The organism is Bartonella sp. TT110JLCBS (assembly GCF_042193405.1).
GTDB lineage: Bacteria > Pseudomonadota > Alphaproteobacteria > Rhizobiales > Rhizobiaceae > Bartonella.
The window spans coordinates 377-783 of sequence record NZ_JBHILT010000188.1; the positions used below are offsets into that span (position 1 = coordinate 377).

General features: G+C 39.1%; 1 pseudogene. It reads left to right on the top strand.

Annotation, left to right across the window (positions count from 1 at the left end):
- Positions 1 to 318: 318 nt before the first annotated feature.
- Positions 319 to 407, top strand: a pseudogene (locus ACFILW_RS10355) (DUF4102 domain-containing protein); the annotation flags it as partial.

The window sequence follows — 407 nt, forward strand, 5'->3', positions numbered from 1 at the left end:
TAATTGTTTTTGAGAAAAACCCATGACGTTTCTTCTGAAGCGAATTTTTTGGCCTAAAGAAATATCGTAAAAATGTAGATTTTTGGCTTTCACTTGATGTCCCCACCGGTTGCGAGCGCCCTCGCATTAGTATTCCGGGGTCTGGCAACACATTGATTTATAATAATAAATCATCATTTTTCAACTTGAACCATAACTCCGAATATAGTAAGATTTTCTCATCACAAACCCTCTCAGATTGAATCAATTCATATCACTTGCTTGCACGTCAAAAGCGGGGCTGGTGTGTGGGTAAAAATGAGGAAAGAAAGGATTAAAATGACTCTTATGAATCGTCTTAATGAAAGAGCTGTCGCATCATTAGGGGCTGGCAGATATGATGATGGTACCGGCTTGCTACAAGAAGT